Raw genomic sequence first — 22,087 nt, 5'->3', positions numbered from 1 at the left:
TATGCTATGTGGTCGTGAGGGCCTCTTCGCAGCACAAGGCTGCTCCTACAGGAAGCGCGCCGGGCCTGGGGTCAAAGCCAGCCAGACTTCTTGAAGCTGGCATACAGCGCGGTACAGCCCAGCCCGATTACCCCCAGTACCCCGAAGTACCCATAGTGCCACCCCAACTCCGGCATGTTCTGGAAGTTCATCCCGTAAACCCCGGCAATTGCCGTGGGGAACGCCAGGATCGCCGCCCAGGCTGCAAACTTGCGCTGCACGATGCTCTGCCGTGACGACTCCAGCAGCATGCCGATCTCGATGGTCTGGCTGGCGATGTCACGGATACCGGCCAGGTCTTCCATCTGCCGCGTCACGTGGATTTGCACGTCACGGAAGTACGGGCGCATGTTCTTGTCGATGAACGGGAAGCTCAGGCGCTGCAGTTCCTCGCTCACTTCCACCATCGGTGCCACGTAGCGGCGCAGGCGCAGGATGTCGCGGCGCAGGCTGTGCAAGCGGCGGATATCGTCTTCTTGCAGCGAACCGCCAAGCACGCTCTGCTCCAGCTCTTCGATCTCGCCATGAATGGCCTCGCTGACCGGCTGGTAGTTCTCGGTGACGAAGTCGAGCAGGGCGTACAGCACGAAGTCTTCGCCGTGCTCCAGCAGCAACGGCCGCGCCTCGCAGCGTTGGCGCACCAGGGCATAGGATTTGGAGTGGCCGTTGCGGCAGGTGATGATGTAGCCGTTGCCGGCGAAGATGTGGGTTTCGATGAACTCCAGCTTGCCTTCGTGGCGCACCGGCGAATAGGTGACGATGAACAGGGCGTCGCCGAAAGTTTCCAGCTTGGGCCGGCTGTGCTTTTCCAGGGCGTCTTCGATGGCCAGTTCGTGCAAATTGAACTGGCATTGCAGGTTGGCCAGTTCCTCAGCGTTGGGCTCTTCCAGGCCAATCCACACAAAATGCCCTGGCTTGCGTGCCCATTCGCTGCCTTCGTCGATGCTGATGTTGGTGACCTTTCTGCCGGCGCTGTATACCGCCGATGCCACGACTCGACCCATGGTTGTTCGCTTATTCCGGTTGGACACGGGTTACAGCTTGGGCTGTAGTGGGCTCAAGAGCAACCTAGCTCTTGGCCAGTTCCCCTTCCATGCGGTCGATGCATTGCTGCATCTGCCCGCGGCACTGTTCGATCAGCGCCGGCAGGTCCTGCAGGGTCATGCCCGCCGTGGCGATCGGTGGCAGCGAGCGCACGATCACCGTGCGCTGGCGCCAGCTGTTCAGGCTGAGGCGCCCGGCATAGCGGCTGACGCACACCGGCACGATCGGCACACCCGCCTCGATGGCCATGTGAAACGCGCCCTTCTTGAAGGCCAGCAGGTGCTCGCCGGGATTGCGCGTGCCTTCGGGGAAAATCCAGATCGAGGTGTCGTCCTGCAGTACCCGGGTGGTCTTCTGCATGGCCTTGCGTGCCTGGTAGGCATTCTTGCGGTCGACCAGCACGTTGCCACCCAGCCAGAACAGCTGGCCGAACAGCGGGATCCAGCCCAGGCTTTTCTTGCCGATGGCGACGGTGCGCTGCGGCACCACCTGGCCCAGCACGAACAGGTCGAAGTTGGACTGGTGGTTGGCGACGATCACGCAGCCTGGCGGCTGGTCCCACAGCGGGCCGACTTCGGCCTTCACCCTGATGCGCATCAGCCAGGTGGCCGGCAGGCTGTAGAGGCGTGCGAACACGCGGCTGTTGTCGGGGTTGAAGGGGCGGCACAGGCCAATGACCAGGCCCAGGGCCCCAACCACAAGGAAATGCAGCGCCAGCAGGAGCATGCGCAATGAATAAAGCATGGTACGACTCACACCAGACAGTCGCCGGGCAGTGTACGGATGTGCACTGGTCGGGGCAAACCCTGGTGCAAGCTTGTACTGGCCCTTTCGCGGGTACCTCACTGCTCTTGAGGCATGCGATATCCCTGTGGGAGCGGGTTCACCCGCGAAGAGGCCGGTACGGTCAACCTGTATAGTGCTGATCCAGCTCGATCGCCTTGTCCAGCGCCTCCAGCAGCTCTTTGCGCACCTTCAGCTTGGTGTGCTTGTGCGCCAGCATGTTCAGCTTCTTCAGCTCCCGCGCTTTCTCCAGTGCTGCATCCTGCAACTGCTCGGCCGGCACCACCTTGTCGAGGAAGCCGGCATCCACCGCGCCCTGCGGGTCAAACACCTCGGCATTGATCACCGAGCGGTGGAAGGCCGAGCGGCGCAGGCGGTCGCGTGCCAGTTCGATGCCGGCATGGTGCATGGTCATGCCGATCTGCACTTCGTTCAGGCACACCTTGTACGGCCCTTCGACGCCAATGCGATAGTCGCCCGACAGCAGCAGGAAGGCGCCCTTGGCCACGGCGTTGCCCGGGCAGGCGACCACTACTGGGAACGGGTGCGACAGCAGGCGGCGGGCGAGGGTGGAGCCGGCGGTGACCAGGCTGATCGCCTCCTTGGGGCCGCTGGTCATCACCTTGAGGTCGTAGCCGCCAGAAAGGATGCCGGGCTGCCCGGTGATGATCACCACCGCGCGCTCTTCGGTGGCGCGGTCGAGCGCGGCGTTGAAGGCGGCGATGACGTCTGGCGAGATGGCGTTGACCTTGCCGTTGTTCAGGGTCAGGGTGACGATGCCGTCTTCGGCGTGGTAGGTAATCAGCTCGCTCATGGCAGAGTCCTTTTGTTGGCGTGGCGACGACGTTACCCAGCGCCAGGGGCGAGGTAAAGCAGTAAGGCTGACTGGTCGGTCAGCGTTCGCCGGGGCTCAAATGCAAATGCATGAAAAAATTGAAAAAAATGCTTGCCAAAGGGAAAGTCTTTCACTAAATTAGTGCACCTCGACAGGCTGCAAGGCTTGAAGGGAAACGGTGAAGTGTCCGAGTGGTCGAAGGAGCACGCCTGGAAAGTGTGTATACGAGAAATCGTATCAAGGGTTCAAATCCCTTCTTCACCGCCACATTCTACGAAGAGCCCCCGAGCTGAAAAGCCGGGGGCTTTTTGTTTTTGGGGCCTTCGGGGGCCGCTTTGCGGCCCATTCGCAGCACAAGGCTGCTCCTACAGGATGGGGTGCGCCCCTGTAGGAGCAGCCGTGTGCTGCGAATGGGCTGCAAGGCAGCCCTAAAAACCTAGAAGCTGACCGAAGCCGAAAGCCGAGCCGTCCGCGGCGCTCCCTGGAACAGGTAGTTATCCCCCAGGTAATCCCCCACATCGCGCCAATAACGCTTGTCGAACACGTTATCCACAGTCAGCCGCAGCACCGTGTCGTACCCCCCGATACGCGTACGGTAGCGGCTACCCACATCGAACACCGTATACCCACCAACTTCCACATTCCCCGCCTGGCTCGCATATTTGCTGGCGCTGTAGCGCGCCCCGCCCAGCAGTGCCAACCCCGGTACAGGCAGGGTGTATTCCGCCTGCAACGCCGCCCGGAACCTGGGGACGTTGATCGCCTGGTGGCCCTCATAGGCATCGGTATCGCTGTTCTGCACCCGCGCCCGAATCGCCGCAGCGCTGGCCTGCACCTGCAGGTTCGAGGTCACCCAGCCGCTGGCGCCCAGTTCCAGGCCGGTGTTCTTCTGCTGGCCTTGCTGCACGTAGGTGAAAGTGCCGGAGCCGTCCGGGCGCGCGTACTGGTACGCCTGGCGTATCTGGAACAGTGCGGCACTGAAGCTCAGGCCTTGCCAGTCATGCTTGAGGCCTAGTTCCAGTTGGTGTGAGGTCGTCGGTGCCAGGATTTCGAATCTGTTCTCGGCGAACCACGGTGCGGTACCGCCTGCCGACAGGCCTTTGGAATAACTGGCATATACCGTGGTATCCGGCTGCGGCTTGTAGATGAGCGCGGCGTTGGGCAGCAGTTCGTACTGCCGAGTATGGCGACCGGCAACGCCGTCCTCATTCCAGGTTTTCTCGTCCAGGCGTACTTCACGGGCACCCAGTACGGTCTGCCAGTGCTCGTTGAAGCTGATGCGGTCGCTCACGAACAACCCGTACTGGCGGCTGTCCAGGCGACGTTCGCTAGACCTGATGGGCTTGTCGGATGGATCGAAGGCCGGCGCACCGGTGTGGATATTGCCTGTACCTACCCATTCCATATAGCTGGGGCGCTGATCCAGCGTGCGCCGCTGCGCACTAGTGCCTACGGTCAGCTCATGCCCCACGCCCAGCCCATCGAAACGCCCGTTGAGCATGGCCTGCGCCTCGTCAGTACGGCGGGTGTCGTCCGGGCTGCGGAAGTCGTAGATGTCGTAGTCGCCGTTGCTGCCGAAGAACGCGCCTTCGCTCGAGCCCCAGGCAAACGAGCTGTAGTCATCGATCACCACCTTGCTGCGCGAGGCGCTCAAAGTCCCGGTCCAGGCTTCGTTGAAACGGTATTCGAAGCGCCCGCCCAGGTTCAGCGAATCGTTCTGCACCGGCTTGGCCCAGTGCTGGTAGGCCAGGCGGTCGTCCGGGTCGATGCCATGGGGTACTTCGCTGCCACCGAGCAACTGGTAACCCGGCACCGAGCGTTGTTCACGGTGCTGGTATTCGGCATCCAGCTGCAGGGTGGCATCCGGGTTGATCTGCCAGTCGAAGGCCAGCGAGGCGAAGTCGCGCTTGCCGTCGGCGTGGTCGACGTAGGAGCGGATGTCTTCATGAGCCAGATTGGCCCGCAGGCCAAACTGCCGCTCGCTGCCGAACCAGCCACCCAGGTCGGTGGCCAGGTAGCGCTCGCCCTGTTCGTTGGTCGACACCGTGACGCTGCGCACGTCTTCGGCGCGCTTGGTCACGTAGTTGATCAGGCCGCCCGGCTCCGATACGCCGCTCTGCAGCCCGGACAGGCCCTTGAGCAGCTCCACCTGCTGCTTGTTTTCCAGGGCCACGTTCTGCTCGCCGGCGATGGTCTGGCCATTGATTCGGTAGCTGCTGGCGGCATTCAGCTCGAAGCCGCGCACGTTGAAGTTTTCGTAGTAGCCGATGGGGGCGTAGCTTTCGCCCACCGAGGCGTCGCTTTGCAGCACTTCGCTGAGCTGGCGTACCTGGCGGTCTTCCAGCAGTTGCTGGCTGAACACGCTGATCGAGGCCGGGGTGTCGAGCAGGTGCGCGGGCTGGAAGCCGCCTACTGCTGCCTGGCGTGCCTGGTAGCCGTCGTTGGTGTAGGTATCGGAGACCTGCAGCGGAGCCAGTAGCACGCTGTCTTCGGCAAGCACATGGGGGCAATGCAGGGCCAGGCCCAGGCTGAGCAGGCTCAGGGGCAGGCGGGGGTGACGCGGGGGCATGCGGTGGGGCTCCTGGATGCGCGACACCTGCGCCGGCCTCTTCGCGGGTGAACCCGCTCCCACAGGAACAGCGCTGCCCTTGAGAGTGGCGCAGTTCCTGTAGGAGCGGGTTTACCCGCGAAGAGGCCAGTACAGGCCATAAAAAAGGCGGCATCTTAACAGCCGCCTTCAACATAAAACGATCCGGGCCCTGCGATATCCAGTCAGCCTTTGCTGGCCGGCCGCCTGTGCTGCTTCCAGTTGTCGTCGATCTTCGACCAGGTCTTGCCATCGGTAATGGCCATGAGCTTGCGCCCGTCCTTGAAAGTGGCCAGGAAGGTGGCTTCCTCTTCCTTGCCACCCAGCCACAGCCCGGCCAGCAACCCCACCGGCCCGGCCACCAGGGCCCCGGCCACGCCCCAGCCCAGGGCACTGCCCAGGCTGCGGCTGGATTCCAGGCTGGCCAGCCGCAGGTCGCTGATGCGTGCCAGGGAAATCCGCTCGCCCGGGGAGGGGCTGCGCGGGGTCTTGAGTGTGAGCGATCCATTGCGATACTCGCCTTCACCTTGCAAGAAATCGCCGGATTGCACCGTGAGTCTTGTCATAACGTTGTCCTGTCAGGGAAAGGGCATTGACCAGCGCCTACTGAGCGCTGACCCGGCAGGCAAGTCAACGGCCATGCGACGGAGGGTCGTGCGGTGCATTGTCGCTCAGGTCAATGGGCTTCAGGCGATCTGCAAAGCGTTCTTGCGCTTGCGCTCGGCCAAACCCCACGCCAGCAACGCCAGCCCGCCAATCACCAACCCGGCCAGCACAATCCCCATCCAGCCCTGGCGTTGGAACAGCTGCGTGCCCAGCAGCGATCCCAAGGCCCCGCCAATGAAGTAGCAGGTGATATACCCGGCATTCAGCCGCGTGCGCGCCTCGGGTCGCAGGGCAATTACCGCATTCTGGTTGCTCACGTGCACCAGTTGCACTGCCAGGTCGAGCATCAGCACGCCCAGCAGCAAGGCCAGCAACGACTGCTCGGCGAAGCCCAGCGGCACCCACGACAGCAGCAATACCACCAGGCCCACGGTGGTGCCCAGCGAACCCTTGCCACGGTCGGCCAGGCGACCCGCCCAGTTGGCCGACAGTGCACCCGCTGCACCGGCCAGGCCGAACAGGCCTATCACCGCGTCCGAATAGTGATACGGGCCTTTCGCCAGCAGGAACGCCAGTGGCGTCCAGAACAGGGCGAACAGGCTGAATGCCAGCAGGCCGAGCAGAGAACGCAGGCGCAGCACCGGTTCTTCGAGGAACAGGCGGAACACCGAGCCGATCAGCGCTGGGTATTTCAGCCCGGCATGGCTGTGGTGTTGTGGCAGGCTGCGGTACAGCGCCACGGCGGTGATGGCCATCAGCACCGCGGCCAGCACGTAGATGCTGCGCCAGCCACCCAGTTCGGCCATGAACCCGGCGGCGGTACGCGCCAGCAGGATGCCCAGCAGCAATCCGCTCATCAAGGTGCCGACCGCCCGCCCGCGCTGGTGTGGCTCGCTGAGGGTCGCGGCCATGGGCACGAGGATCTGCGCCACCACCGAGAACAGCCCGGTCAGCGCGGTGCCAAGTATCAGCCAGGGAAGGCTCGGTGCGCAGGCGCTGATGACCAGGCCAAGGGTGGAAATGGCAGTCATCACGGTGATCAGCCGGCGCTGCTCGAACAGGTCGCCCAGGGGCGCCAGCAGCAACAGGCCGGCGCCGTAGCTCAGTTGCGCGGCAATGACGATGCTGCCGGCACTGGCGGTGCTCAGGCCGAACTGCTGGGCGATGCTGTGCAGCAGTGGTTGCGCATAGTAGTTGCTGGCCACGGCCAGGCCGGTGGCGGTGGCCATCAGCAGGATCAGGGCGCGGCTGAGAGTGGGGGCGTTCATGCAGTTCTCGTGGCGGGCAGGAGTAAAGGGGGGATTATCGGAAAGTGTCGGGCACTACATCAATGCATTGTGCGGCAGAGCAGAGCGGGGGGAGGGGGAGGGTGGGCCGGTTGAGCCTGTGCCGGCCTCTTCGCGGGTAAACCCGCTCCCACAGGCACACCACTGGGCTCGGGGCCTGTGATATCCCTGTGGGAGCGGGTTTACCCGCGAAGAGGCCGGAACAGGCAACCCTTCAATCAGGCAGCAAACCCGCCATCGACCGTCAGGCTGGCCCCAGTGACATACCCCGCCTCAGGCCCCGCCAGGTAAGCCACGAAGCTGGCAATCTCATCCGCTTCGCCATAGCGCCCTATCGCCATCAGCGGGATCAGGCTGTCAGCGAACTCGCCGCTGGCCGGGTTCATGTCGGTGTCCACCGGCCCTGGCTGCACGTTGTTCACGGTAATGCCTTTCGGCCCCAGGTCACGGGCCATGCCGCGGGTCAGGCCGACCAGCGCCGATTTGCTCATGGCATAGGGGGCGCCGCCGGCAAACGGCATGCGCTCGGCATTGGTGCTGCCAATGTTGATGATGCGCGCACCTTGGCCCATGTAGCGTGCCGCGGCCTGGCTGGCGACGAATACGCTGCGCACGTTCACCGCCAGCATGTGGTCGAAGTCGGCCAGGTCGAACTCGGTCACCGGCGCTACCGCCAGTACACCGGCGTTGTTGACCAGGATATCCAGCCGGCCGAAGGCTTTCACGGTGTCATCCACGGCCAGTTGCACGGCCGCCGCGTCGGCGCTGTCTGCCCGCAGGGCCAGGGCCTTGCCGCCGTTTTCGGTAATTTCCTCAGCCAGCGCCTGCGCCGGGCCGGCGGAGCTGACATAGGTGAAGGCCACCTGCGCGCCTTCGCGGGCCAGGCGTCGCACGATGGCTGCACCGATGCCGCGGGAACCGCCCTGTACCAGGGCTACTTTGCCTTCGAGGGTGTGTTGCTTGGACATGCTGATCTCCTGCTGGAAGCCAGGCCGGAATGCCTTGGATGGGCGCAGTATCGGCGCTTGATTACCTGCTGATAAGATGGCAATCACTATCAGCAGAGTAAACCTTTGGTTGCCAATCATGGCCATGGAATCGTTCAACGCGTTGGAATGCTTCATCCGCAGTGCCGAAGTCGGCAGCTTTGCCGAGGCCGCCAGGCGCCTCAGCATTACCCCGGCTGCCGTGGGCAAGCATGTTGCCCAGCTGGAAGCGCGCCTGGGGGTGCGGTTGTTCCAGCGTAGTACCCGCAAGCTGACCCTGACCGAGGCCGGGCAGCGATTTCTGGGGGAGGTCAGTGACAGCTTCCGCACCATCCAGTACGCCGTGGCCAACCTGGCCAGCAGCGAAGGCCAGCCGGCCGGGTTGTTGCGGGTGAGCATGGGTACGGTGTTCGGGCGCTTGTATGTGTTGCCATTGCTGGCCGAGTTCCTGCGTCGCTACCCGGCCATTACCCCGGACTGGCATTTCGACAACCGCCAGGTCGACCTGATCGGCCAGGGCTTCGATGCGGCGATTGGTGGCGGCTTCGATCTGCCGCCGGGGGTGGTGGCGCGCAAGCTGACCCCGGCGCACCGGGTGCTGGTGGCGGCGCCGGCGTACCTGGGGCGGCACGCGCCGATTGACGACCCGCAGGTATTGCAACGGCATGACGGTATCCTGATCCGCTCGCCGCAGACCGGGCGGGTGCGTTCATGGCCGTTGACCAGCCGTTGGCAGGTGCAGCAGCCATTGCAGTTGCGCCAGACGATGACCATGAGCGATTCGGATGCGGCTTGCGCGGTGGCCGAGCAAGGCTTGGGAATTGCCCTGGTGAGCCTGCCGTTTGCCGTGCCGTACCTGGAAGGCGGGCGGCTGCGGCGGGTGCTGCCGGACTGGTATGTGGACGATGGGCATATCAGCCTGTATTTCGCCGAGCACAAGCTGTTGCCGGGCAAGAGCCGGGCGTTTGTCGATTTTGTGGTGGAGCAGTTCGAGGAGCAGGGGCTGGCGCGGCGGTTCGATGCCTTGCAATCCGTGTAGGAGCAGCCTTGTGCTGCGAAGGGGCCGGTAAGGCAAAAGATCTTCTGTGTTGCTCATGGCCCCTTCGCAGCACAAGGCTGCTCCTACAAGGGGTATCACTGGCCTGAGGGGCGAAGAGGCCGGTTCAGACAACATCAACAATGAACAATGCCTGTGCCCCCAGGTTTACCTCATCATCAACCTTCTTACCGACCAGTTGTTGCCCCAGCGGCGAGCGCTGGGTAATCACCGTCACCAGCCCATCCCCCTCGCCAATCTTCAACCCCGCCGCCTCGGGCCCGAGGAACAGTCGGCGCTGCCTGCCATCTTCATCCTCCAGCGTCACCAGGTTGCTCACCTGCACCCCGCGTGCCGGGTCGTAATCGCGCAGCAGCAGTTGCTGGTAGGTCAGCAGCGCCTTGCGGATCTCGGCGCTGCGGCGGGCCTGGCCGGTGGCCAGGTACGAGGCCTCCAGGCCCAGGGTGTCGTACTTGTTCTCGGCGATGTTCTCTTCGGCAGTGGCGGCTTCGTACGCAGTTTGCGCCGCGCGGGTCAGCACATCCAGGTCCTGTTCGAGGGTGGCAACTATCTGCGCCAGCAGGCTGGGCTTGTCCATGGTCAGTAACAGAACTCCAGCACGTTGGCCTGGCTTTTGTCGGTGGGCGCGGTGCGGTTCTGCTGCAGCCAGAACTGGCACTTGGGGCTGTTGAGGTTGCGCGGGTTGCCCTGGGCGGCATCGGCGGCCTGTTGTAGCTCCTGCTTGTGCAGGATGTCCTTGTAGCGTTCGAACATTTCCGCCTGGGCATCCGCAGCAGGGGCTGGCGCTGGCGGCGCGGCAGGCCGGTACGCGGCGGGGGCCACGGCTTGGGCCAGTGGCTGTACCTGCTGTGGCCACAGTTGCAGGGCCAGCCACAGGCTGGCGGCGATCGCCACGGCGCCCAGCCACAGGCCAAAGGCGACGCACACGATCAACGGCAGCGGCTTGAGGGTGATCTTCAGTTCACGGTGGCGCGCCATGGCAGCCTCCTGGCAGGGTGTTCGGGGTGCATTGTCGCATGCGCCTGGGCATTTTTCCGCGCAGGTGCTTTTGTGAGCGACAATTTATACGCAGAATGCGCGGTTTTTCCGCTGGGCGAGGGCAGGGTACATGAAAGCCACTTGGGACATCTTCTGCAGCGTCGTCGACAACTACGGCGATATAGGCGTGACCTGGCGCCTGGCCCGGCAGCTGGTGGCCGAGCACGGCCTGGCTGTGCGCCTGTGGGTGGATGACCTCAATGCATTCACGCCCATGTGCCCCGGGGCCAATGCCACCGCCCCGCAGCAGTGGCAGCACGGTGTGGATGTTCGCCAATGGCCGGTAGCCTGGTTGCCGGTGGCGCCGGCTGATGTGGTAATCGGTGCCTTCGCCTGCCAATTGCCAGCAGCCTATGTGGAGGCAATGCGTGCTCGTGTCACGCCGCCGCTGTGGCTGAACCTCGAGTACCTCAGTGCCGAGGACTGGGTGGAAGGTTGCCATGGCTTGCCTTCGCCGCAGCCCAATGGCTTGCGCAAGGTATTTTTCTTTCCAGGTTTCACTGAAAAAACCGGTGGCCTGTTGCGCGAGGGCTCGCTGCTGGCACGGCGTGATGCGTTCCAGCAAGGTGCACGGCAGGCCTTCTTGCAGGGGCTTGGCGTAAACCCTGAAGCGGGGGCGTTGCTGATTTCCCTGTTCGCCTACGAAAACCCGCAATTGGGCAACTGGCTTGAGGCCCTGGCCTCAGGCGAGCAACCTTGCCACCTGCTGGTGCCGCAAGGGCGCGTTGTCGCGGGGCTCGGCCAGTGGCTTGGCGAGGCGGTACTGCAGGTGGGCAGCGTGCGCAAGCGCGGGGCGCTGACCCTGCAGGTGCTACCTTTCGTCAGCCAGGACGACTACGACCGGTTGCTGTGGAGCTGTGATTTCAATGCCGTGCGCGGCGAAGACTCGTTCGTGCGCGCGCAGTGGGCCGGGCAGCCGATGCTGTGGCACATCTACGTGCAGGACGAGAATGCCCATTGGGAAAAGCTCGAAGCGTTTCTGGCGCATTATCGACAGGGGTTGTCAGGCGATGCCGATGCCGCCCTGCTTGGCCTGTGGCGTGCCTGGAACATGGACCGCGACATGGGCCAGGCCTGGCAGGCGGCCCGCCAGCACTGGCCGGAACTGCAGCAGCATGCCCGGCTTTGGGCAGCGCGACAGGCCGCTCAGCCGGACCTTGCCACAGCGCTAGTACACTTTTACCGAAATTCGCTATGATACGCGGCCTCGATTTTTATAAATCCATCCAGATTCGGATACTTCGTAATGAAAACTGGTAAAGAACTGAAACCCGGTACCGTCCTGCGGATCGACAACGACCCGTGGCTGGTTCAAAAAGCTGAGTTCACCAAGTCGGGCCGTAACAGCGCGATCATGAAGACCAAGCTGAAGAACCTGCTGACCGGCTACAAGACCGAAACCGTCTACGGTGCAGACGACAAGCTGGACGACGTGATCCTGGATCGCAAAGAAGCGACCCTGTCGTTCATCAACGGTGACGAATACACCTTCATGGACACTACCGACTACACCATGTACGAACTGAACGCCGAGGACATCGAAGCCGTTCTGCCGTACATCGAAGAAGGCATGGAAGACGTCTGCGAAGCCGTGTTCTTCGAAGGCCGCCTGGTATCGGTTGAACTGCCGACCACCATCAGCCGCCAGGTTGTCTACACCGAGAACGCTGCACGCGGCGACACCTCGGGCAAGGTCATGAAGCCTGCCAAGCTGAAGAACGGTACCGAGATCTCGGTTGCCGACTTCATCCAGATCGACGAGTGGATCGATATCGACACTCGCGACAACAGCTTCAAAGGCCGTTCCAAGAAGTAATCCTTCTTGTGAAACGCAAAAAACCCGGCCTTGGCCGGGTTTTTTAATGCCTGCGTTTTTGCAGTCCTCGAGCAAGGCCGCTCCCACAGGGGGATCGTGCCAGCCTTACACGGTCACGTGCAGGCGCACATCCACGTTGCCGCGGGTGGCGTTGGAGTACGGGCACACCTTGTGCGCCTTTTCCACCAGCCCTTCGGCATCGGCCTGGGCCAGGCCCGGCAGGTTGATGTGCAGGTCGATGTCCAGGCCGAAACCACCTGGAATCTGGCCAATGCCCACTTTCGCGGTGATCGAGGCGTCCGCCGGCAGGGCTTTTTTCTCCTGCCCGGCCACGAACTTCAGGGCACCGATGAAGCACGCCGAGTAACCGGCGGCGAACATCTGCTCGGGGTTGGTGCCGTCACCGCCTGCGCCGCCCAGTTCCTTGGGGGTGCTCAGGCTGACTACCAGCTTGCCGTCACTGGAGCGGGATTTGCCGTCGCGCCCACCGGTGGAGGTAGCTTCTGCGATGTACAGCGGAGTGACCTTTTGCATCTTGAGCCTCGCTAATGTGCTGTGCGCTCCCCGTCTGGAGGAGGGCGCGGGTTGGTGTGGGATTTAAATTAGCGCGCAATTAGTTAGTGCGCAAGATAAATCATCACCGTTCATCTGAACGGCCATCGCACAGCATAGCTGTCAGAGGGTTTTCTGCAGGTTCTCGCGCAGCGCCAGCAGGTCGGCCTGCAGTTGTTGGAGCTGTTCCAGGCTGCGCCCGCTGGCCTTGAGGATGCACTGCGGCACTTCTTTAGCCTGCTGCTGCAAGGCGCGGCCCTTGTCGGTCAGCTGCACCAGTACCACCCGTTCGTCCTCGCGGCTGCGGTTGCGCTGCAGCAGGCCTTCGCTCTCCAGACGCTTGAGCAGCGGTGTCAGCGAACCGGGGTCGGTGAGCAGGTGCTGGCTGATCTCGCCTACGGTCAGGCCATCGTGCTCCCAGAGCACAAGCATGGCCAGGTACTGCGGGTAAGTCAGGCCCAGGGCCTGCAGCAGCGGTTTGTAGACCTTGGTCATCAGCAACGAGGTGGAGTGCAGGGCGAAACAGACCTGGTTGTCCAGCAGCAGCTCGTCACAGGAGGCTTGGGTGTCGGCGTTCATGCAGGTCCTTGAAGGTAATCAATGGGAAAGTCTGGCACGCGGATCGTTAGTGCGCGCTTTATTCGCGCAGTTCACTGCGCAAGGCCAGGTCCCAGGGTGGAATCGGGCTGAAGCGGCTCTTGAGAAATTCGAGCAGCAAACGGCTGCGAGAGTTCGTTTCATGTTCCAGGCGAAGTGCGTAAATACCGCTGGTTTCCGCTTTGGGCAAGCCACCGTCGCAAAACAACGGTATCAACTCGCCGCGCAGCAGGTATTCGCTGATCAGCCAAGTAGGCAGGTGGGCTATGCCTAAGCCTGCGAGCGCACCGAACAGCAGGGTTTCGGCGTTGTTGGCGGCCATGCGCATGCGTGAGGGGCGGTACAGGCGGGTTTGCCCGGCCACGTTGAAACGCCAGGCGAATGGTGGCGCAAGGCCGTCCCAGTCCAGGCCGTCGTGCCCTGGCAGCTCGCTGGGGCAGCTGGGCATGCCGCGGCTGGCCAGGTAGGCCGGGCTGGCGCAGGCGATGCGCACCATGTAGGCCAATGGCGTGGCGACCAGCCGGGTGTCGGCCAGGGGGCCGGCACGCAGCACCAGGTCGACCTCGCCCAGGTGGCTGCCATGCAGGTCGACGAAGCTGTCGATCAGGCGCAGTTGCACATCAAGGCCCGGGTAGGCGACCAGGAAATCGGCGATGGCCGGGGCCAGGTGACGGCGGCCGAATGCGGCGGGGGCGTCGATGCGGATCAGGCCTTCGGGGGCATTGCTCAGCGACACCGCTTCAGCGCGGGCCAGGCGCAGTTCCTCGATGATGCGCCTGGCCCGTTCGGCAAAGGCGTTGCCGGCAGGCGTGGCGCGCACGGCGTGGGTGCTGCGGGTGAACAGGCGGCTGCCCACGGCGCTTTCCAGGTTGTCGATGCGGCGGGCCACGGCGGAAGGCGTCAGCGGGTGGCGGCGGGCGGCGGCAGAAAAACTGCCGGTTTCCAGCACATCGAGGAACAGGCTTAGCTGGTCGGTCAGGGTATCGGGGCTCATGGCTGCCTTGCTTTTGCGAAAAACGCACAGCCATTGTGCGCTGCTGTGCGTTTCCCCGCCAGCCCGCAATCGTTAGCATGCTCGCATTATGTGTACAGGCGGATGAGGCCCCTGATGATCGAGTGGTTGTTGTATATCGTGCTGGGCGCAGCCCTGGGGACCATGGGTGGCCTGTTCGGCATTGGCGGCGGGCTGATCGCGATTCCGGCGCTGGGCGTGCTGTTCGGCCTGGACCAGCAACTGGCGCAAGGCACGGCGCTGGTGATGGTAGTGCCCAATGTGCTGCTGGCGCTGTGGCGTTATCACCAGCGTAACCGCATCGAGATGCGCCATGCGGTGCCGTTGTCGCTGTGCAGCTTCGTGTTCGCCTGGCTGGGGTCGATCTGGGCGGTGGGGCTGGATGCGCAATCCATGCGCCTGGGCTTTGTCGGCTTCCTGGTGGCCCTGGCGGTGTGGAACGTGGCGCGGATGTTCATGAAGGTAACGCCGCCCAGCGCCGAGTTGCGCTATGCCTGGCCGTGGCTGGGTGTACTGGGCAGCTTTGCCGGCACCATGGGCGGCTTGTTCGGGGTGGGTGGGGCCGTGGTGGCCACGCCGATCCTGACCAGTGTGTTCGGTACCACCCAGGTGGTGGCGCAGGGGCTGTCGCTGGCGCTGGCGGCGCCGAGTACCTTGGTAACCCTGGTGACCTATGGGGTGCACCACAGTGTTGACTGGGGGGTGGGGGTGCCATTGGCGGTGGGCGGCCTGCTGAGTATCAGCTGGGGGGTGAAATTGGCCCATGCGCTGCCGGAGAAGGTGTTGCGGGCGATGTTCTGTGTGTTTCTGGTGGGGTGTGCGGTGATGCTCGGGTTCGAGCTTTGAGATTTTGGGGCCGCTTTGCGGCCCATCGCGACACAAGGCCGCTCCAGGGGATCGCGTGCCCTTGTAGGAGCGGCCTTGTGTCGCGATGGGCTGCGTAGCAGCCCCAAGTTACTTGAACCCTTCGACAATGTAGTCGGCCATGCAGTCGGTAATCGGCGAAGGGTTCTGGGTACTGCGCACCAGCATCACATTGGCCACCGGCAACTGCGGCAACCCTTCGCTCTCGCCCAGAATGCGGATATTCCCGCCGATCAGGCTCTGCAACTGTGCGGTCACCGCCAACCCAGCGGTGACAATGGCGAAGATCGCTGCCAGGCTCGGGCTGGTATAGGCGATGCGGTAGTCGATGCCCTGGGCCTCCAGGGCATTGCAGGTCCAGGCCCGGCAGAAGCAGTCGGTGTTGAACAAGGCTACCGGCATGGGGCGTTGCTCCTGCGGGCAGAAGCCTTCCGCGGCGGCCCAGACCAGGCGTTCCTGGCGCAGCAGCTGGCCAATCTCGTTGCCCGGCTCACGGGTGACGATGGTCAGGTCCAGGTCCTGGCGCAGCATCAGTTGTTTGGAGGAGTCGCAATGCACCTCCACCTGCACCAGCGGGTAGGCTTGGGCAAAGCTCGACAGGATGGTCGGCAGGAAACGCATGGCATAGTCGTCCGGCGTACCGATGCGTACGACCCCGACCATGTGCGGCATGCGCAGGGTGTTGAACACTTCCCCGTGCAACTTGAGGATGCGCCGCGCATAGCCCAGCAGCACCTGGCCTTCGGCGGTCAGGCGCACCTGGCGGCCGTCGCGCTCGAACAGCTGGCGCTGCAGAATGTCTTCTTCCAGGCGTTTCATCTGCATGCTCACCGCCGACTGGGTGCGGTTGACCACCTCGCCGGCGCGGGTGAAGCCGCCCTGCTCGGCGATGGCCACGAAGGTGCGCAGTACGTCCGCGTCGAGGCTCTGGTACTGGGACATTGCATCAATCTCCGAGATGCATGGCATCAGAAACATTCGTTGGATTGATCTTATGCCTGGCAGGAGACTGGAGCCATCAACACGGAGGGCTTCACGATGAAAGGTCATGTCAGCAGCATCCAGCAACCTGTCTTTTCCCTGAACCACCTGTGGCATGCCGCCCTGCAGCGCACGGCGCGCTGGCTGCAGCTGTACCGCCAGCGCCAGGAACTGGCCAGCCTGAGTGATGCGACCCTGCACGACCTGGGGTTGAGCCGGGCGGATATCCAGCAGGAGGCCGAGCGGCATTTCTGGGATGACCCATTGCGGAAATAGGCTAAGTTTGTCGGTGGAACCACTGGCCTCTTCGCGGGTGAACCCGCTCCCACAGGAACTCCACATTCCCCCGAGACCAGTGGGATCCCTGTGGGAGCGGGCTTGCCCGCGAAAGGGTCGGAACAGACACTACAAGGAGTTCAGGCTTGCCCCTCGAGCTGTCGATCAACCAGGCCCGCCGCCTGGCCCTTTCTGCCCAAGGTTTCGGCAAACAGCCGGAATCGGCGCCGACCCTGCCAGCACTCAAGCGCATGCTGCAACGCCTGGGCGTGTTGCAGATCGATTCGGTCAACGCCCTGGTCCGCTCCCACTACCTGCCGCTGTTCTCCCGGCTGGGCAACTACTCGCCTGCCACTCTCGACCAGCTCGCCTGGGGCAGTGGCCGCCAGCGCCTGTTGTTCGAGTACTGGGGGCACGAAGCCTCGCTGCTGCCGCTGAGCCTGTACCCACTGCTGCGCTGGCGCATGGCCCATGCCGCCGATGGCCGTGGCATCTATCGCCAGCTCGCGCAGTTTGGCCGTGAACGCCAGGATGTGATCGCCCGGGTATTGGCAGCGGTCCGCGAACAGGGCGCCCTTGGTGCGGGCAGCCTGTCCACCCGCGAGGAGCGGGCTGGCCCCTGGTGGGATTGGAGCGAGGAAAAGCACGCACTGGAATGGCTGTTCGCCGCAGGGGAGGTGACGGTCGCTGGCCGGCGCGGCTTCGAGCGGCTCTACGATATACCGGAAAAGGTGCTGCCGAGGTCGATCCTCGACCAGCCACTGCCCAGCGAGACCGAGGCGCATCAGGGCTTGATGCTGCACGCCGCCACCGCCCTGGGTGTAGCCACCGAGCGCGACCTGCGCGACTACTTCCGCCTGGACCCGGGGCAGGGCAAAGCGGCACTGGCCGAACTGGTGGCTGATGGCCGCCTGCAAGCGGTCGAGGTACAGGGTTGGAAGCAGCTTGCCTACTGCGCCGGCGCGCCGCGTATCCCCCGGCGCATCCAGGCCAGCGCGCTGTTGTCGCCGTTCGATTCACTGGTCTGGGAACGCAACCGTACCGAGCGCTTGTTCGACTTCCGCTACCGCCTGGAAATCTACACCCCGGCGCACAAGCGGGTGTACGGCTACTACGTGCTGCCGTTCCTGTACCGCGAACGCATCGGAGCGCGCGTGGACCTGCGCGCCGAGCGCGCCCAGGGGCAACTGGCAGTGCACGCCGTGCATGTCGAGGCAGCCGGCCTGGACGAAGAGGGTTACCAGGCCTTGGCCGGCAACATGCTGCGCCTGGCCAGCTGGCTGGGGCTGGAGAAGGTGCAACTGAACTGCCCGCGTACCGAGGGCAGCCAGTTGCGCCAGGCGTTGCTCAGCGCCGCACCTGCTTGAGGGTTTCGGCAATCAGGAACGCCAGCTCCAGGGACTGGTCGGCATTCATCCGTGGGTCGCAGTGGGTGTGATACCGGTCGGACAGCGCATCCTCGGTGATCGGCCGGGCGCCGCCGATGCATTCGGTGACGTTCTGCCCGGTCATCTCGATGTGGATGCCGCCGGCGTGGCTGCCCTCGGCCTGGTGCACCTGGAAGAACTGCTTCACCTCATCCAGGATCTGTGCAAAATCGCGGGTCTTGTAGCCGCTGCTGGCCTTGATGGTGTTGCCATGCATCGGGTCGGAGCTCCACAGCACCTTGCGCCCTTCGCGTTCGACCGTGCGGATCAGCCCCGGCAGGTGGTCGCCGACCTTGCCGGCACCCATGCGCACGATCAGGTTCAGGCGCCCGGGGTCGTTGGCTGGGTTCAGCGTGTCGATCAGGCGGATCAGTTCTTCGGGGTTCATGCTGGGGCCAACCTTGACCCCGATCGGGTTGTGCACGCCGCGCAGGAACTCCACATGGGCTCCGTCCAGCTGGCGGGTGCGGTCGCCGATCCACAGCATGTGCGCCGAGCAGTCGTAGTAGTCGCCGGTCAGGCTGTCCTGGCGCACGAAGGCTTCTTCATAGTTCAGCAGCAGTGCTTCGTGGGCGGTGAAGAAGCTGGTTTCGCGCAGCTGCGGCGCGCTGTCCAGGCCGCAGGCGCGCATGAATGCCAGGGTTTCGTCGATGCGGTTGGCCAGCTGGTGGTACTTGTCGGCCAGCGCCGAGTTGGCGATGAAGTCCAGGTTCCACTTGTGCACCTGGTGCAGGTCGGCGAACCCGCCCTGGGCGAAGGCGCGCAGCAGGTTGAGGCTGGCGGTGGCCTGGTGGTAGGCCTGCAGTAGGCGTTCCGGGTCGGGGATGCGGCTTTTCGCGTCGAAGCCGATGCCGTTGACGATGTCGCCACGGTAGGCGGGCAGGGTGATGTCGCCGATGGTTTCATCGCCCGATGAGCGCGGCTTGGCGAACTGCCCGGCCATGCGCCCGACCTTGACCACCGGGCAGCCGGCGGCGAAGGTCATGACGATGGCCATCTGCAGCAGCACCTTGAAGGTGTCGCGGATTTTCGCCGCCGAGAACTCGGCGAAGCTCTCGGCGCAGTCGCCACCCTGCAGCAGGAAGGCGCGGCCTTCGGTGACCTCGGCGAACTGCCGGCGCAGCTCGCGCGCCTCGCCTGCGAACACCAGCGGCGGGTAGCTGGCCAGAGTCTGTTCGACCTTCAGCAGGTGCGCGGCATCGGGGTAGGTCGGTTGCTGCTGGATCGGCAGGGCGCGCCAGCTGTCGGGGCTCCACGGTTGGTTCATCTCGGGCTCGGTCTTGTCGGTTGTAGGCTATGGGCCATGGTAACAGTTGGCGCTGCGCTTGTTGCATCGAGGGTGTTGGCGGACAATGCGCGTTTTTGTGCGGGTAGGTGGTGAGCATGGCGGCGGAACGGGAAGAGCGGCTACTGGCACGGGTGCAGGACGCCTTTGGCGTCATCAGCGTGTATGAAGTCGACGACTACCGCTTTCTGGAATTCGGCGATGCGATCGAGCAGAGCTGCGTGTTCACGGCCGACCCCAGCTGGCTGGAGTACGACTATACCCGCGCCATGCTGGTGGGGGCGCTGTGCCACGAGCAGCCGGAGAGCGCGCTGTTTCTCGGCCTGGGTGCCGGCACGCTGACCCAGGCCTGCATGAAGTTCCTGCCGCTGGACGACATCGAGGCCATCGAACTGCGCCCGGACGTACCGCGCCTGGCCATGGAGTACCTGGGCCTGGATGACGATCCGCGGCTGTATGTACGCATCGGCGATGCGCTGGAGCTGTTGCCCACGGCGGAGAAGGCCGACCTGCTGTTCGTCGACCTGTACACCGACCATGGGCCGGGGGTGGGCCACCTGGCGTGGAACTTCCTGGAGAACTGCCAGCAGCAGCTGAACCCGGGTGGTTGGCTGGTGATCAACCAGTGGGCCACCGACGACGGCAAGCCGCTGGGCGCGGCGTTGCTGCGCGGGTTGTACCACCGGCATTACTGGGAGCTGCCGGTGAAGGAGGGCAATGTGATCCTGCTGGTGCCGGCGGACCTGGAGCAGACGCTGGACCTGGATGGGCTGAAAGCCCGGGCCCAGGCGCTGGCACCGCGCCTGGGGTACTGCCTCGAGGGGCTGATCCGCGAGATTCGGCCGGCTACCTGAGTTGGCTTCTTCGCGGGCGTGCTCGCGAATCAGACGACGCGGTATCGCAGGCAGGAATCGTTTCAGCCGCACATTGCTGATGGCCCGACACTGGCCAGGCACCCTGAAAATATTCCTCACGTCTGCGCACGATTTCGGGTATAGTACGCGCCGGTCTTTTAGCGGACCGCAAAATCAGGTGGTGCAAACCCTCCGAGTCCAGCTTCGGCTGCACGTCCGCTAGGCGGACTTTCCCACGTTTTCTTTTTCAATCGTTTTCGCAAATCCCCGCCGCCAAAGCTGCCTGGGTGACCTGTCGGTCTTTCATGGCTTGTGCAGCTTTGGAGCATGGGTCTTTGCGGATGCACCTAGAGGCAGACCCATGACCCAGGAAACCGGCGGCTTCGCCGCTCTCGATCTCAATCCGAATATTGTTGCTGCCGTTCTGGCGACCGGCTACGAAGAGCCGTCCGCCATTCAGCAACAATCGATCCCGATCATCCTCGCCGGTCACGACATGATCGGCCAGGCGCAGACTGGCACCGGCAAGACCGCTGCCTTCGCCCTGCCGATCCTCAACAAGATCGATGTGAGCAAGCGCGAACCGCAAGCCCTGATCCTGGCGCCAACCCGTGAGTTGGCGCTGCAAGTTGCTACCGCTTTCGAAACCTACGCCAAGCAGATGCCGGGCGTGAATGTGGTCGCCGTCTACGGTGGTGCCCCGATGGGCCCACAGTTGCGTGCGATCCGCAACGGCGCGCAAATCGTCGTGGCCACCCCAGGTCGTCTGTGCGACCACCTGCGCCGTGACGAAAAAGTCCTGTCGACCGTGCAGTACCTGGTACTGGACGAGGCCGACGAGATGCTCAAGCTGGGCTTCATGGACGACCTCGAAGTGATCTTCGATGCCATCCCGGCCAGCCGCCAGACCGTGCTGTTCTCCGCCACCCTGCCGTCGTCGATCCGCTCGATCGCCGAACGCCACCTGCGCGAGCCCAAGCACGTCAAGATCCAGAGCAAGACCCAGACCGTTACCGCGATCGAGCAGGCTCACCTGATGGTCCACGCCGACCAGAAGATCCCGGCTGTGCTGCGTCTGCTGGAAGTGGAAGAGTTCGACGCGCTGATCGCCTTCGTGCGTACCAAGCAAGCCACCCTGGACCTGGCCTCCGCGCTGGAAGCCAAGGGTTACAAGGCTGCCGCACTGAACGGCGACATCGCCCAGAACCAGCGTGAGCGCGTAATCGACTCGCTCAAGGATGGCCGCCTGGACATCGTTGTCGCTACCGACGTCGCTGCCCGTGGCCTGGACGTACCGCGCATCACTCACGTGTTCAACGTCGACATGCCGTACGACCCGGAGTCCTACGTACACCGTATCGGCCGTACCGGCCGTGCCGGTCGCGATGGCCGTGCACTGCTGCTGGTCACCCCGCGTGAGCGCCGCATGCTGCAGGTGATCGAGCGTGTAACCGGGCAAAAAGTTGCAGAAGCCCGCCTGCCGAATGCCCAGGCCGTGCTGGATGCTCGCATCAAGAAGCTGACCTCGAGCCTGGCGCCGCTGGTTGCTGAAGCAGAAGCCACCCACGGCGAGCTGTTCGACCGCCTGACCGCCGACCTGGGTTGCAGCGCGCGTGCCCTGGCTGCTGCCCTGCTGCGCAAGGCCACCAATGGCCAGGCGCTGGACCTGGCTGCGGTAGAGCGTGAGCAGCCGCTGGTGCCGAGCTTCGCCCCGCGTGGTGAGCGTACCGAACGTGGTGAGCGTGGCGAGCGTCCGGAGCGTGGTGACCGCGAGCGCCGTGCGCCGATGCCGCTGGCCGAAGGCCGCGTGCGTTGTCGTACTGCCCTGGGTGCCCGTGACGGCATCGCTGCCAAGAACCTGCTGGGCGCGATCCTCAACGAAGGTGGCCTGGCCCGTGACGCCATTGGCCGCATCCAGGTGCGCGACAGCTTCAGCCTGGTCGAGCTGCCGGAAGATGGCCTGGAGAAGCTGCTGTCCAAGCTCAAGGACACCCGCGTGGCCGGCAAGCAGCTGAAGCTGCGTCGCTACCGCGAGGATTGATCCTGGCGCAATGAAAAAATCCCCGGCTTTGGCTGGGGTTTTTTTTTGCCTGTGCCGGCCCTTTCGCGGGTAAACCCGCTCCCACAGGTACAGCACAAGCCTTGAAATCTGTCGAGACCCT

21 protein-coding genes, 1 tRNA gene and 1 pseudogene are annotated in these 22,087 nt (G+C 63.9%); 9 read left to right on the top strand and 14 right to left on the bottom strand.

Translation table 11 applies throughout. The annotated features are described in order from the left end of the window. Window positions 1-71: 71 nt before the first annotated feature. From WM94_RS25230 to WM94_RS25220, 3 genes are all read right to left on the bottom strand, one after another. Entirely contained in the window at window positions 72-1,043 is a 972-nt protein-coding gene (locus WM94_RS25230) for a magnesium and cobalt transport protein CorA (RefSeq protein ID WP_015269363.1), read from the bottom strand. Between the two features lie 64 nt (window positions 1,044-1,107). Further along, on the bottom strand, window positions 1,108-1,827 hold the full coding sequence (locus WM94_RS25225) for a 1-acyl-sn-glycerol-3-phosphate acyltransferase (protein WP_061552386.1): 720 nt from the start codon (window positions 1,825-1,827) through the stop codon (window positions 1,108-1,110). Window positions 1,828-1,990: 163 nt separating this feature from the next. Beyond that, a complete protein-coding gene (locus WM94_RS25220) occupies window positions 1,991-2,680 on the bottom strand; it encodes a crotonase/enoyl-CoA hydratase family protein (protein WP_013971521.1) in 690 nt (229 codons plus the stop codon). 198 nt (window positions 2,681-2,878) lie between these two features. On the opposite strand from WM94_RS25220, the gene WM94_RS25215 reads away from it, so the two are divergent. Further along, window positions 2,879-2,968, top strand: a tRNA-Ser gene (locus WM94_RS25215). A 169-nt stretch (window positions 2,969-3,137) separates the two neighbouring features. On the opposite strand, the gene WM94_RS25210 is transcribed toward WM94_RS25215, so the two are convergent. From WM94_RS25210 to WM94_RS25195, 4 genes are all read right to left on the bottom strand, one after another. Beyond that, window positions 3,138-5,270: a TonB-dependent siderophore receptor gene (locus tag WM94_RS25210; RefSeq protein ID WP_061552385.1), complete on the bottom strand. Its 2,133-nt coding sequence runs from the start codon at window positions 5,268-5,270 to the stop codon at window positions 3,138-3,140. A gap of 203 nt (window positions 5,271-5,473) precedes the next feature. After that, entirely contained in the window at window positions 5,474-5,854 is a 381-nt protein-coding gene (locus tag WM94_RS25205) for a hypothetical protein (RefSeq protein ID WP_015269367.1), read from the bottom strand. Between the two features lie 120 nt (window positions 5,855-5,974). Next, window positions 5,975-7,162 (bottom strand): MFS transporter, encoded by a 1,188-nt coding sequence (locus tag WM94_RS25200; protein ID WP_061552384.1) that lies wholly within the window; start codon window positions 7,160-7,162, stop codon window positions 5,975-5,977. 236 nt (window positions 7,163-7,398) lie between these two features. Further along, on the bottom strand, window positions 7,399-8,148 hold the full coding sequence (locus WM94_RS25195; protein WP_061552383.1) for a 3-oxoacyl-ACP reductase family protein: 750 nt from the start codon (window positions 8,146-8,148) through the stop codon (window positions 7,399-7,401). 118 nt (window positions 8,149-8,266) lie between these two features. Here WM94_RS25195 and WM94_RS25190 point away from each other — a divergent pair, with 118 nt between their 5' ends. Continuing rightward, window positions 8,267-9,205, top strand: coding sequence for a LysR family transcriptional regulator (locus WM94_RS25190; protein WP_061552382.1), 939 nt, complete (start codon window positions 8,267-8,269; stop codon window positions 9,203-9,205). A gap of 124 nt (window positions 9,206-9,329) precedes the next feature. Here WM94_RS25190 and WM94_RS25185 read toward each other — a convergent pair whose 3' ends face one another. Then, window positions 9,330-9,800, bottom strand: a complete 471-nt coding sequence (locus WM94_RS25185; protein ID WP_061552381.1) for a GreA/GreB family elongation factor — start codon at window positions 9,798-9,800, stop codon at window positions 9,330-9,332. Between the two features lie 2 nt (window positions 9,801-9,802). Then, the gene (locus tag WM94_RS25180) at window positions 9,803-10,201 is read right to left on the bottom strand and encodes a hypothetical protein (RefSeq protein WP_061552380.1); all 399 of its coding nucleotides are present in this window, start codon (window positions 10,199-10,201) and stop codon (window positions 9,803-9,805) included. Window positions 10,202-10,331: 130 nt separating this feature from the next. Here WM94_RS25180 and earP point away from each other — a divergent pair, with 130 nt between their 5' ends. Both earP and efp read left to right on the top strand, forming a co-directional pair. Next, complete coding sequence (gene earP, locus WM94_RS25175) at window positions 10,332-11,459, top strand: elongation factor P maturation arginine rhamnosyltransferase EarP (RefSeq protein WP_061552379.1); 1,128 nt, start codon at window positions 10,332-10,334, stop codon at window positions 11,457-11,459. Between the two features lie 48 nt (window positions 11,460-11,507). Next, window positions 11,508-12,077 (top strand): elongation factor P, encoded by a 570-nt coding sequence (efp, locus tag WM94_RS25170; RefSeq protein ID WP_013971530.1) that lies wholly within the window; start codon window positions 11,508-11,510, stop codon window positions 12,075-12,077. A gap of 105 nt (window positions 12,078-12,182) precedes the next feature. Here the strand turns inward: efp and WM94_RS25165 are convergent, their stop codons facing one another. The 3 genes from WM94_RS25165 to WM94_RS25155 all read right to left on the bottom strand — a co-directional run bounded on the left by WM94_RS25165 (window position 12,183) and on the right by WM94_RS25155 (window position 14,220). After that, entirely contained in the window at window positions 12,183-12,611 is a 429-nt protein-coding gene (locus tag WM94_RS25165) for an organic hydroperoxide resistance protein (RefSeq protein ID WP_013971531.1), read from the bottom strand. A 141-nt stretch (window positions 12,612-12,752) separates the two neighbouring features. Then, window positions 12,753-13,208, bottom strand: coding sequence for a MarR family winged helix-turn-helix transcriptional regulator (locus tag WM94_RS25160; protein WP_003260416.1), 456 nt, complete (start codon window positions 13,206-13,208; stop codon window positions 12,753-12,755). A 58-nt stretch (window positions 13,209-13,266) separates the two neighbouring features. Then, the gene (locus WM94_RS25155; protein ID WP_013971533.1) at window positions 13,267-14,220 is read right to left on the bottom strand and encodes a LysR family transcriptional regulator; all 954 of its coding nucleotides are present in this window, start codon (window positions 14,218-14,220) and stop codon (window positions 13,267-13,269) included. A gap of 114 nt (window positions 14,221-14,334) precedes the next feature. Here WM94_RS25155 and WM94_RS25150 point away from each other — a divergent pair, with 114 nt between their 5' ends. Then, a complete protein-coding gene (locus tag WM94_RS25150; RefSeq protein ID WP_061552378.1) occupies window positions 14,335-15,084 on the top strand; it encodes a sulfite exporter TauE/SafE family protein in 750 nt (249 codons plus the stop codon). Between the two features lie 108 nt (window positions 15,085-15,192). Here WM94_RS25150 and WM94_RS25145 read toward each other — a convergent pair whose 3' ends face one another. Beyond that, window positions 15,193-16,044, bottom strand: coding sequence for a LysR substrate-binding domain-containing protein (locus tag WM94_RS25145; RefSeq protein WP_061552405.1), 852 nt, complete (start codon window positions 16,042-16,044; stop codon window positions 15,193-15,195). 96 nt (window positions 16,045-16,140) lie between these two features. Here WM94_RS25145 and WM94_RS25140 point away from each other — a divergent pair, with 96 nt between their 5' ends. Together WM94_RS25140 and WM94_RS25135 are read left to right on the top strand one after the other, a co-directional pair. Next, a complete protein-coding gene (locus WM94_RS25140; protein ID WP_061552377.1) occupies window positions 16,141-16,359 on the top strand; it encodes a DUF1127 domain-containing protein in 219 nt (72 codons plus the stop codon). Between the two features lie 146 nt (window positions 16,360-16,505). Next, a complete protein-coding gene (locus WM94_RS25135; protein WP_061552376.1) occupies window positions 16,506-17,726 on the top strand; it encodes a winged helix-turn-helix domain-containing protein in 1,221 nt (406 codons plus the stop codon). Here WM94_RS25135 and WM94_RS25130 read toward each other — a convergent pair. Then, the gene (locus tag WM94_RS25130; protein WP_003247094.1) at window positions 17,707-19,053 is read right to left on the bottom strand and encodes a class II 3-deoxy-7-phosphoheptulonate synthase; all 1,347 of its coding nucleotides are present in this window, start codon (window positions 19,051-19,053) and stop codon (window positions 17,707-17,709) included. The genes WM94_RS25135 and WM94_RS25130 overlap by 20 nt on opposite strands. A gap of 116 nt (window positions 19,054-19,169) precedes the next feature. Here WM94_RS25130 and WM94_RS25125 point away from each other — a divergent pair, with 116 nt between their 5' ends. Beyond that, on the top strand, window positions 19,170-19,925 hold the full coding sequence (locus WM94_RS25125; RefSeq protein WP_061552375.1) for a spermidine synthase: 756 nt from the start codon (window positions 19,170-19,172) through the stop codon (window positions 19,923-19,925). 327 nt (window positions 19,926-20,252) lie between these two features. Next, window positions 20,253-21,966 (top strand): annotated as a pseudogene (locus tag WM94_RS25120) (DEAD/DEAH box helicase). Window positions 21,967-22,087 lie beyond the last annotated feature (121 nt).

Source organism: Pseudomonas sp. ABFPK, from assembly GCF_001586765.1.
Lineage (GTDB): Bacteria > Pseudomonadota > Gammaproteobacteria > Pseudomonadales > Pseudomonadaceae > Aquipseudomonas > Aquipseudomonas asiatica.
The sequence above is the reverse complement of the archived record's forward strand: the minus strand, read 5'-3'. Positions and strand labels throughout refer to the sequence as shown.

Excerpts from the sequence above, each read along its gene's own strand:
- WM94_RS25150 (WP_061552378.1), top strand. The coding sequence starts at position 14,335 with ATGATCGAGTGGTTGTTGTATATCGTGCTGGGCGCAGCCCTGGGGACC.
- WM94_RS25205 (WP_015269367.1), bottom strand. The coding sequence starts at position 5,854 with ATGACAAGACTCACGGTGCAATCCGGCGATTTCTTGCAAGGTGAAGGC.
- WM94_RS25220 (WP_013971521.1), bottom strand. The coding sequence starts at position 2,680 with ATGAGCGAGCTGATTACCTACCACGCCGAAGACGGCATCGTCACCCTG.
- WM94_RS25160 (WP_003260416.1), bottom strand. The coding sequence starts at position 13,208 with ATGAACGCCGACACCCAAGCCTCCTGTGACGAGCTGCTGCTGGACAAC.
- WM94_RS25185 (WP_061552381.1), bottom strand. The coding sequence starts at position 9,800 with ATGGACAAGCCCAGCCTGCTGGCGCAGATAGTTGCCACCCTCGAACAG.
- WM94_RS25195 (WP_061552383.1), bottom strand. The coding sequence starts at position 8,148 with ATGTCCAAGCAACACACCCTCGAAGGCAAAGTAGCCCTGGTACAGGGC.
- WM94_RS25155 (WP_013971533.1), bottom strand. The coding sequence starts at position 14,220 with ATGAGCCCCGATACCCTGACCGACCAGCTAAGCCTGTTCCTCGATGTG.
- WM94_RS25145 (WP_061552405.1), bottom strand. The coding sequence starts at position 16,044 with ATGTCCCAGTACCAGAGCCTCGACGCGGACGTACTGCGCACCTTCGTG.
- efp (WP_013971530.1), top strand. The coding sequence starts at position 11,508 with ATGAAAACTGGTAAAGAACTGAAACCCGGTACCGTCCTGCGGATCGAC.
- WM94_RS25125 (WP_061552375.1), top strand. The coding sequence starts at position 19,170 with ATGGCGGCGGAACGGGAAGAGCGGCTACTGGCACGGGTGCAGGACGCC.
- WM94_RS25140 (WP_061552377.1), top strand. The coding sequence starts at position 16,141 with ATGAAAGGTCATGTCAGCAGCATCCAGCAACCTGTCTTTTCCCTGAAC.
- WM94_RS25225 (WP_061552386.1), bottom strand. The coding sequence starts at position 1,827 with ATGCTTTATTCATTGCGCATGCTCCTGCTGGCGCTGCATTTCCTTGTG.
- WM94_RS25210 (WP_061552385.1), bottom strand. The coding sequence starts at position 5,270 with ATGCCCCCGCGTCACCCCCGCCTGCCCCTGAGCCTGCTCAGCCTGGGC.
- WM94_RS25200 (WP_061552384.1), bottom strand. The coding sequence starts at position 7,162 with ATGAACGCCCCCACTCTCAGCCGCGCCCTGATCCTGCTGATGGCCACC.
- WM94_RS25165 (WP_013971531.1), bottom strand. The coding sequence starts at position 12,611 with ATGCAAAAGGTCACTCCGCTGTACATCGCAGAAGCTACCTCCACCGGT.
- WM94_RS25130 (WP_003247094.1), bottom strand. The coding sequence starts at position 19,053 with ATGAACCAACCGTGGAGCCCCGACAGCTGGCGCGCCCTGCCGATCCAG.
- WM94_RS25230 (WP_015269363.1), bottom strand. The coding sequence starts at position 1,043 with ATGGGTCGAGTCGTGGCATCGGCGGTATACAGCGCCGGCAGAAAGGTC.
- earP (WP_061552379.1), top strand. The coding sequence starts at position 10,332 with ATGAAAGCCACTTGGGACATCTTCTGCAGCGTCGTCGACAACTACGGC.
- WM94_RS25190 (WP_061552382.1), top strand. The coding sequence starts at position 8,267 with ATGGCCATGGAATCGTTCAACGCGTTGGAATGCTTCATCCGCAGTGCC.
- WM94_RS25180 (WP_061552380.1), bottom strand. The coding sequence starts at position 10,201 with ATGGCGCGCCACCGTGAACTGAAGATCACCCTCAAGCCGCTGCCGTTG.